Here is an 8,062-nt window from a genome sequence, read left to right on the forward strand (position 1 = left end):
GTGGCCCTGTTATTTATTACAGGCTACTCTATGACGCTTCGCCGACACTAGTAGTTCTCGTGGGCTCGGAGATGTGTAAAAGAGACGGGGATGGCCGCCGGCGGCCATCCACGCCGCGAGCAGGAACGCGAGTACGATCGCCGTGCCGTACAGGATGCCCCAGTAGATCAGCCCCTTGGCGCGCAGCGGGCCTCGGTAGGCGCGCTCGCGCAGGTGCGGGCGGTAGCCGACCGAGCGCTCGAAGGTGAAGCGGCCACCGGCGATGAGGTACCAGCCGACGTGCCCGCGCGAGAGGTCCGAGGGGTCGGCGGCGAGCCGGTCGAGCGCGGAGCTGACGACCGCCTCGGCGAGCTCGACCTCGGTGAGCTGCGATCGGCGTGCCATGCCCTCGAGCGCGTGGCGGTAGCGGTCGCGGCTGCGGAAGTCCATGCGCGGGTACACGCCCGCGGGATCCTCGCGCAGGATGTGCTCCACGAGGCTGCAGCTCTCGAAGAAGGCGTGCCAGTCGAGCGCTTCGAGCAGGCGGACCGAGGTGATCGAGTTGGCGACCGAGACCTGGTCGGCGGCCTGCTCCTGCTGCTCGGCGTGGACGATCTCCTCGAAGGTGCGCCCGGTGCGCGCGACGCGGGCCTCCAGCCAGCGCGTCATCTCCTCCGTGACCGACTCGCGGCCCTGGAGGCGCTGGGCCAGGCGGCGCAGGAAGACCGGGTCGACCTCGGGACGCAGGCGGTCGATCTCGGCGAGGATCCATGCCACTCCTTGCGGCGCGTCCTGCGCCGCGGTGAGCAGGGCGTCGGCGGCGTCGTCGGCGGCGGACTCGGCGAGCTGGGAGGTCGCGACGCGATGCGCGATGCGCCGCAGGTTCTCGATGAGCGCGACGCGCAGCATGATCGGGAACGCCCACACCTCGCCGATCGAGAGTGGCGCGGTGTCCTGGTAGCCGTTCAGGTACTCGATGACGTACTCCTCGTCGAAGCGCGCGTCGGTGTGCGCGACGAGCTCGACGACCGCCTCGTAGATGCGCGGGAAGCCGGCCCAGTCACCGGTGGCCAGCCGCGGCAGTTCGAGGCCGTAGTGCGCGGGCAGGTCCTGGCGGACCGTGCGCACCTGCGCCTGCACGAGGTAGAAGTTGTCGAGCAGCCACTCGGCCGCCGGAGAGACGGCGCGCTGCTCGCGCGCGGCCGCCGCGAGCTGCTCGTTGCACCACTCGAGGTGGGCGGACGCGTCGTCGACGAGGCCGAGGAGCGGCGTCGCCCGTGCGGGGGACTTCGCGTCGGCGACCTTCTGGGCCGCGCCGAGGGCCCGCGCACGCTCGGCGGCGCGCTCTGCGGTGAGCAGGTCGGAGCGCATGGGGGCGCCGGGATCGGGGAACGAAGGCGCGGCGGCGCGGCGGACCGAGGCGGTTGTCGGCGGTGCGGCGGCCATCGGCTCGGCTTGTCCCCCTTTCGCGCGCGCGGCGGCGCGGGCGCGGTCTCACGAGTGCTGTACCCGGCAGTGCCGGTATTCTTGCACTTCCCGGGCCGGGTGCGTGCGAGGGGGCGGGCATCAGGCGGCACGGCGCTTGCAGGAGGGATACCCCGTGGGGTATGCTCCCGCCGCCCGCACGAGACACCGACGGTGGAGGAAGCCGTGTCGAACGCGACCAAGAGGCCCGCGCCAGCGCCCGTGCGCCGCAAGACCCCGTGGGCACTGTGGGTGGGCGTCGCCGTGCTGGCGGCCGTGGTGGTGTACCTCGCGACGAAGCCCGCGGGCCCGAAGCCGGGCAACGTGGACAACGCGGCCTTCGCCGCCGTGATCGCCGATGCGGCGTCGGGCGTGCGCGTCGTGGACGTGCGGACCGCGGCCGAGTACGCGTCGGGCCACATCCCGGGCGCCGAGAACGTGCCGGTCGACCAGGTGCCGGCCGCCATCGCCGGCTGGAGCAAGACCGCCCCCATCGCGGTGTACTGCGCGACGGGCGCCCGCTCGCTCAACGCGGCGGAGTACCTGCGCGCCCAGGGGTTCACTCAGGTGTACAACCTCACTGCGGGCATCGCCGCGTGGGACGGCGAGGTCGTCCAGGGCGACTCCGCCGGTACGGCGGGTGGCGCAGCCAAGGTGCAGACGAACGGCAGGCCCGTGCTGATCGAGTTCTCGGGCAGCACTTGACCGGCCTGCGTGAAGATGAAGCCTGTGGTCGACAGGCTGACGAAGGAGTTCGAGGGCAAGGTCGAGGTGCGGCGGTTCGTGGACTCGTCGCCCGAGGGTGACAAGCTGGCCGAGGCGTTCGGCGTGCAGTACGTGCCGACGTTCGTGTTCGTGAACTCGGACGGCAGCACCGCCGGCATGCAGGTCGGCGAGATGACCGAGGTGGACCTGCGCGCGCGCATGGACGCGCTGAAGTAGCCGCGCCCGCGCTGCTGCCTGGCCCCGCGGACGTGCGTCACACGCGCGCGTTGCGGGTATACCTATCGCATGAGGACCCGGGCCGGGGCGACTGACCAAGGCCATGCCGGATAGGCCGGTCCACTCGGGGAGCGAGGCGTTGCTGGCGCTTCGCTTCGCGAGCGATCGACGCTGAACCGCCGGAAGGCCGGGCGGAAGCCTCGACGGGAACATGCGGGACCGCGCCGGCGGGGAGAACACCCCGAGACCGGAAAGACCGCCCGCAAGGATGGCTCTTTGGAGGGGCGCCTCGAGCTGCGAAAGCCGTCCCGGCCCATCAGTCCTCGCACCGCGAACGCGAAACGGGCGGCCCCTCGCAGGGGCCGCCCGTCGCTCGACCGCCTGTCGGAGCCTGGGATCGCCTGTGACCCGTGTCACTGACACGTGTCGCGACCGGGTCGGACCGCGTGACGGCCAAGGTGTACGCGGGCGCCGGCGTCACATACGACGTCGCCGGCGACGTCGTATGTGACGTCACCGGTGACGCCGGCCCGGCGGAAGCGACCACCGCCCCCCGCGCGAGCGCCGTTGCCCCCGCGCGCGCGTCGGGCTAGTGTGCTCTTGCCGACGGAGCCGCGCCGGTCGGCCCTCACCCGCGAAGAAGGACCACATGCCCAACCTCAAGCGCTTCCTGCTCGGCAACCCGCTCGCCAACGAACAGGCCGCACACCAGCGGCTGTCCAACCCCGTCGCGCTGGCGGTCTTCTCGAGCGACGCGCTGTCCTCGGTCGCGTATGCCACCGAGGAGATCCTGCTCATGCTCGTGCTCGCGGGCACGGCGGCGCTCTCGCTCGCGCTGCCCGTCGCCGCCGGGATCGGGCTGCTGCTGGTCATCGTCACGGTGTCGTACCGGCAGACCATCAAGGCGTATCCGGGCGGCGGCGGCTCCTACATCGTGGCCAAGGAGAACCTCGGCGTCCTGCCGGGGCTGACGGCCGGCGCCTCGCTGCTGGTCGACTACATCCTCACCGTCGCGGTCTCGATCTCGGCGGGCGTCGCGGCGATCACCTCGGCATGGCCGGCGACGGCGCCGTACCGCATCCACATGTGCCTCGGGTTCGTCGTGCTGCTCGCCATAGCGAACCTGCGCGGCGTGCGCGAGTCCGGCGCTCTGTTCGCCGGGCCGACCTACCTGTTCGTGGTCACGCTCGGGATCACCATCATTGCCGGGCTCGTGAAGGTCGCGACGGGCGGCACCATCCACGTCGAGCCGCACGCGGGCGAAGCGGTCCAGGGGCTGACGCTCTACCTCGTCCTGCGCGCGTTCGCGTCGGGGTGCACCGCGATGACGGGCGTCGAGGCGATCGCCAACGGCGTGCAGGCGTTCAAGCAGCCCGAGGCGGTCAACGCGCGGCGGACGCTCACGTGGATGGCGGGCATCCTGCTGTTCCTGTTCGTCGGCACGACCCTGCTCGCCCAAGTGAGCGGCGTGACGCCGAGCGAGGGCGGCGCGACGGTGGTCAGCCAGCTCGCCGAGGGCGTCTTCGGCCGTACCGTGCTGTACTTCGTGCTCCAGATCGCCACCGCGGTCATCCTCGTGCTCGCCGCCAACACCGCGTACGCGGACTTCCCCCGCCTCGCGTCGTTCATGGCCACCGACGGTTTCGTCCCCAAGCAGTTCTCCGACCGCGGCTACCGGCTCGTCTTCAGCAACGGCATCATCGTGCTCTCGACGGTCGCCGCCGGCCTGCTCGTCTTCTTCAAAGGTGACACGCACCTGCTCATCCCGCTGTACGCGGTCGGCGTGTTCACCGGCTTCACGCTCTCGCAGGCCGGCATGGTCGTGCACTGGTGGAAGTGCCGCGAGGAGGGCTGGCACTGGAGCATCGCGGTCAACGCGACGGGCGCGGTCGCGACGGGCGTGGTGCTTGCCGTCATCGCGATCACGAAGTTCAGCCACGGGGCGTGGCTGATCGTCGTCGTGGTGCCGCTCATGGTCGCGTACTCGCTGTGGGTCAAGCGACGCTACGCGGCGGCCGCGCGACGCCTCGCGCTCGGCCCCGAGGAGCGGCTCAAGGCCTCGTGGCGCTCCGTGAACCGCATGCACAACCACGTCGTGCTGCTCGTCTCGGCCATCGACCGTCGGCTCATCCGCGCGATCCAGTACGTGCGCTCACTGTCGGCCGACGACGTCGAGGCGGTCTACGTGGACGTCTCGGGCGACAAGGCGGCGGCGTTCAAGGAGGAGTGGGGGCGCAGTGAGTTCGGCATCCGCCTGACGGTGCTCGAGTCGCCGTACCGCGAGATCATCGGGCCCATCGAGCGCTACATCCGCGCTATCGAGCGTCCGACGCCCGACCACGTCGTCACGGTGGTGCTGCCCGAGTTCGTGCCCGAGGACATCGCCGACGCGACGCTGCACACGCAGACGCCGCTGTGGATCAAGACGGCGCTCTACGACGAGCCGGGCGTCATCGTGGTCGACGTCCCGTACCACATCAAGTTCGAGGCGCAGGGCGGGTAGGGACTACGCTCAGGCCACCGGTGCGCCGTCGTCGCGCCCGGGGTCGCTCGCCGCGATGCGGTCGAGCACCTCGCTCGCGATCAGCGCGGGCGGTGACAGCGCGCAGTCCACACCCCACATCTCCGAGAACAACCACGTGTTGGCGGGGTGGTTCACGCGTGCGATGACGTTCGCCACGCCGCCGCGGGTCTTGGCGAGCCACGACACCACGAGGTTGTCCTCGTCATCGCCCGTCACGGCCACCACCAGGTCTGCGCCCGCCAGGCCCGCGTGGTCGAGCATCGCCGGCTCGCACGCGTCGCCGTGCACGAGGTGGACGTCGGGCGCCCACGCGCGCAGGCGGTCGAGCGTCGCCTGGCGCTGGTCGATGACGGTGACGGCGTGGTCGGTGTGCAGCTTGCCCGCGAGGTAGGCGCCGGCCTTGCCGGCCCCGACGATGAGGACCTTCATCGCCGCACCTCCTTGATGCCGAGCAGGGCGCGGAACTTGTCCACGCTCCCCGATGCGACGGCTGCGTACACGCGGTCGCCCGGGCGGAAGCGCTCTCCCGGCGCGGGGACGGTGGCGGCGTGCTCGCGCACGATCGCGACGATGCGGATCTCGCCCGGCGTCTCGACGTCGGCGACGCGCTTCTCGACCGCGCGGGCCGGGATCTCGAGCTCGAGCATCTCGACCTCGCCCTCGCCGAACTGGTACTCGGAGAGCTGGCCCTCGTCGCCGATGATGCGCAGGATGCGCGAGGCGGCCCACTCGACCGAAGAGACGGTGCGGATGCCCATCTCGCGGTAGAGCTCCGCGCGGCGCGGGTCGTAGATGCGCGCGACCACGTTGGCGACGCCGAACGTCTCCTTGGCGATGCGCGCCGAGACGATGTTGCTGTTGTCGCCCGCGGTGACCGCCGCGAAGCAGCCCGCCCGCTCGATGCCGGCGGCGACCAGCGTGCCGCGGTCGTAGACCGGACCCACGAGCTTCTGGCCCGAGATCTCGCCGATCTCCTCGAAGGCGCCCGGGTCGTGGTCGATCGCCGACACCGTGTGCCCCTGCTTCTCGAGCATGTGCGCGAGGTACCTACCCACGCGTCCGTAACCGCCGATGACCACGTGCATCGTGCCGCGAGCCTCCTTGAGCCGGTCGGGGCGTGCCGTGTGAGTCTACACCCGTGCGCCGGGGGCGCGGGTGCGCTCGCCCCGCTACACTCATCCGCGGAGGTGGGCGCGTGAAGCGGTGGCGGGTCGCGGCATGGAGCACGGCGGCGGGGCTCGCGGTCCTCGCGGTCCTCGCGGCCGCGCTCGTGCCGGCGTACTCGGCGCGCAGCGGCCCGCCCGTCTCGCCCGAGCCGGTGCTCGGCCTGCCGGCGGACGGGCCCGCGAAGGCGGTCTACCTCACCTTCGACGCGGGCAACGCGGGCGACGACACCGTCGCGCCCCTGCTCGACCTGCTGCGCGCGCAGGATGCGGGCGCAACCTTCTTCCTCACCGGCAAGTGGACGCTCGAGCACCCGCGCTCCGCGCGCGCGATCGCGGACGCGGGGCATCTGCTCGCGAACCACTCGAGCACGCACCCGCACGTGCCGCGCCTCCCGGGCACACTACGGCGCGCCGAGGTCGTGGACGCAGCGCTCGTCATCGAGCGCGTCACCGGCACGGCGCCCACGCCGCTCTACCGCCCGCCGCACGGCGACACTACGACGACAACGCAGGAGGCGCTCGCCGCCCTCGGCTATCGCACCGTGATGTGGACGAAGGACCCGCACGACTGGCCGCTCGACGGTTCGGTGACACGCGAGTCGATCCTCGGCCGCATCGGCGAGGTCTCGGACGGCGACGTCATCTGCTTCCACCTGCGCAACATCGAGACGGTCGAGGCGCTCCGGGTGCTCCTCCCGCGCCTGCGCGCGCAAGGCTTCGAGTTCCGGCAATTGCCCGCCGCCGAGCTCTGCGCGTCCGCCCCGTGAGGGAGGCGGTCATCCGTGCCTCAGCGCCCGCCCGACACGATCGACCTCGCCCGGTCCACCTCGTTCGGGTACAGATCCGGCGGCACCGACTCCGTGCCCAGTGACGCGAACACGATGTGCCGTGCGCAGTGTAGGCTGTCGCCTTGGCAGTAGTTCTGCTTCCAGAGGTCCGACATCGACGGCATGCGGCTCATGCGGTCGTGGAAGAACGGGCATCCGGCCAGGCATTCGCAGTCCATCCTCAGCCCCCCGTCGCGTCGTACGCGTGTTGCTCCTATGTCAACGTTGTACCCGTGCGGCGACTTCCGCGAACGCGAAGTCGATCGCGATCACGTCGGCCTGCTTGCGCCCCATGAACTCGGCAGTGCGGCCATGCTTCGGGCCGGGACGTGAGGCGCGAGCCCGCGTCTCGGTGCTATACTCGCTCGCGCTCACGGGGACGTAGCTCAGCTGGGAGAGCGCGGGCTTTGCAAGCCTGAGGCCGAGGGTTCGAGCCCCTTCGTCTCCACCACGACACACCGCAGGCCGGCCCCGATGCAGGGAGCCGGCCTGTGCTACGGTTGCCCGCGGCACGGACCTGACGGGACTTCGGTGGAAGGCGCGCTTGGCGTGGAGGCTTACGAGCAGCGCTATCCCGACCTCGCGCGGCGCGCGGCGGACGCCGGGCTCGAGCTGCGCTTCGCGGACCTGCCGCTGACGCGCCTGCACTTCATCACCGGCGGAGACGGCCCTCCGCTGGTCATGGTGCCGGCGACCTACTCGGCCATCAGTGACTACATCGGCCTCGTGCGCTTCATGGCGCAGCGGTTCCACATCTACTTCTTCGAGTTGCCCGGCCATGGGCTCTCGGCGCCGTTCGCCGAGCCGTTCTCCAGCGATCTCGTCGCCCGCACCGTCGGCGACCTGCTCGACTCCGAGGGGCACGCACGCGCGTCGATCATGGGGTTCTCGTTCGGCGGCATCCTCGCGCTCGCCTCACTCGAGCTGCTACGCGACCGCATCGACTCGGCGATCCTGCTGTCGCCGTGCGCGACCCACCGGGCGATGAAGTACGACCGGTGGCGCATCGCCGTCCTGCGCAACGTCGTCCGCGCCCTGCGCCCGCCGCATGCGCAGCGCCTGTTCGTCTCGGCCCTCCGGCACCGAGTGACCGCGGCCGCGTTCGGGTGGTTCGTGAAGACCATCGGGCGCATGGAGGGGGTCAACAACCTCGTGCGCCA

8 protein-coding genes and 1 tRNA gene are annotated in these 8,062 nt (G+C 71.2%); 6 read left to right on the plus strand and 3 right to left on the minus strand.

The genetic code is table 11. The annotated features are described in order from the left end of the window. Positions 1 to 90 precede the first annotated feature (90 nt). The 3 genes from FDZ70_04110 to FDZ70_04120 all read left to right on the plus strand — a co-directional run bounded on the left by FDZ70_04110 (position 91) and on the right by FDZ70_04120 (position 4,888). Entirely contained in the window at positions 91 to 2,148 is a 2,058-nt protein-coding gene (locus tag FDZ70_04110) for a rhodanese-like domain-containing protein (protein ID TLM78508.1), read from the plus strand. A 9-nt stretch (positions 2,149 to 2,157) separates the two neighbouring features. Then, on the plus strand, positions 2,158 to 2,385 hold the full coding sequence (locus tag FDZ70_04115; protein TLM78501.1) for a thioredoxin family protein: 228 nt from the start codon (positions 2,158 to 2,160) through the stop codon (positions 2,383 to 2,385). Between the two features lie 649 nt (positions 2,386 to 3,034). Continuing rightward, positions 3,035 to 4,888, plus strand: a complete 1,854-nt coding sequence (locus FDZ70_04120; protein TLM78502.1) for an APC family permease — start codon at positions 3,035 to 3,037, stop codon at positions 4,886 to 4,888. 9 nt (positions 4,889 to 4,897) lie between these two features. Here FDZ70_04120 and FDZ70_04125 read toward each other — a convergent pair whose 3' ends face one another. Then, entirely contained in the window at positions 4,898 to 5,338 is a 441-nt protein-coding gene (locus FDZ70_04125) for a TrkA family potassium uptake protein (protein ID TLM78503.1), read from the minus strand. Further along, complete coding sequence (locus tag FDZ70_04130) at positions 5,335 to 5,994, minus strand: TrkA family potassium uptake protein (protein TLM78504.1); 660 nt, start codon at positions 5,992 to 5,994, stop codon at positions 5,335 to 5,337. Before FDZ70_04130 ends, FDZ70_04125 begins: the two co-directional genes overlap by 4 nt. A gap of 32 nt (positions 5,995 to 6,026) precedes the next feature. Between FDZ70_04130 and FDZ70_04135 the strand changes: the two genes are divergently transcribed. Continuing rightward, positions 6,027 to 6,842 (plus strand): polysaccharide deacetylase family protein, encoded by an 816-nt coding sequence (locus tag FDZ70_04135; GenBank protein TLM78505.1) that lies wholly within the window; start codon positions 6,027 to 6,029, stop codon positions 6,840 to 6,842. 20 nt (positions 6,843 to 6,862) lie between these two features. Here FDZ70_04135 and FDZ70_04140 read toward each other — a convergent pair whose 3' ends face one another. Next, entirely contained in the window at positions 6,863 to 7,081 is a 219-nt protein-coding gene (locus tag FDZ70_04140) for a hypothetical protein (protein ID TLM78506.1), read from the minus strand. 196 nt (positions 7,082 to 7,277) lie between these two features. Here FDZ70_04140 and FDZ70_04145 point away from each other — a divergent pair. Further along, positions 7,278 to 7,353, plus strand: a tRNA-Ala gene (locus FDZ70_04145). A gap of 23 nt (positions 7,354 to 7,376) precedes the next feature. Next, a partial coding sequence (locus tag FDZ70_04150; GenBank protein ID TLM78507.1) for an alpha/beta fold hydrolase occupies positions 7,377 to 8,062 on the plus strand: 686 nt, incomplete at its 3' end.

Source organism: Actinomycetota bacterium, from assembly GCA_005774595.1.
Taxonomy (GTDB): domain Bacteria; phylum Actinomycetota; class Coriobacteriia; order Anaerosomatales; family D1FN1-002; genus D1FN1-002.

Coding starts and splice junctions, on each gene's coding strand:
- FDZ70_04110 (TLM78508.1), top strand. CDS start 91: ATGGCCGCCGGCGGCCATCCACGCCGCGAGCAGGAACGCGAGTACGAT.
- FDZ70_04120 (TLM78502.1), top strand. CDS start 3,035: ATGCCCAACCTCAAGCGCTTCCTGCTCGGCAACCCGCTCGCCAACGAA.
- FDZ70_04125 (TLM78503.1), bottom strand. CDS start 5,338: ATGAAGGTCCTCATCGTCGGGGCCGGCAAGGCCGGCGCCTACCTCGCG.
- FDZ70_04130 (TLM78504.1), bottom strand. CDS start 5,994: ATGCACGTGGTCATCGGCGGTTACGGACGCGTGGGTAGGTACCTCGCG.
- FDZ70_04140 (TLM78506.1), bottom strand. CDS start 7,081: ATGGACTGCGAATGCCTGGCCGGATGCCCGTTCTTCCACGACCGCATG.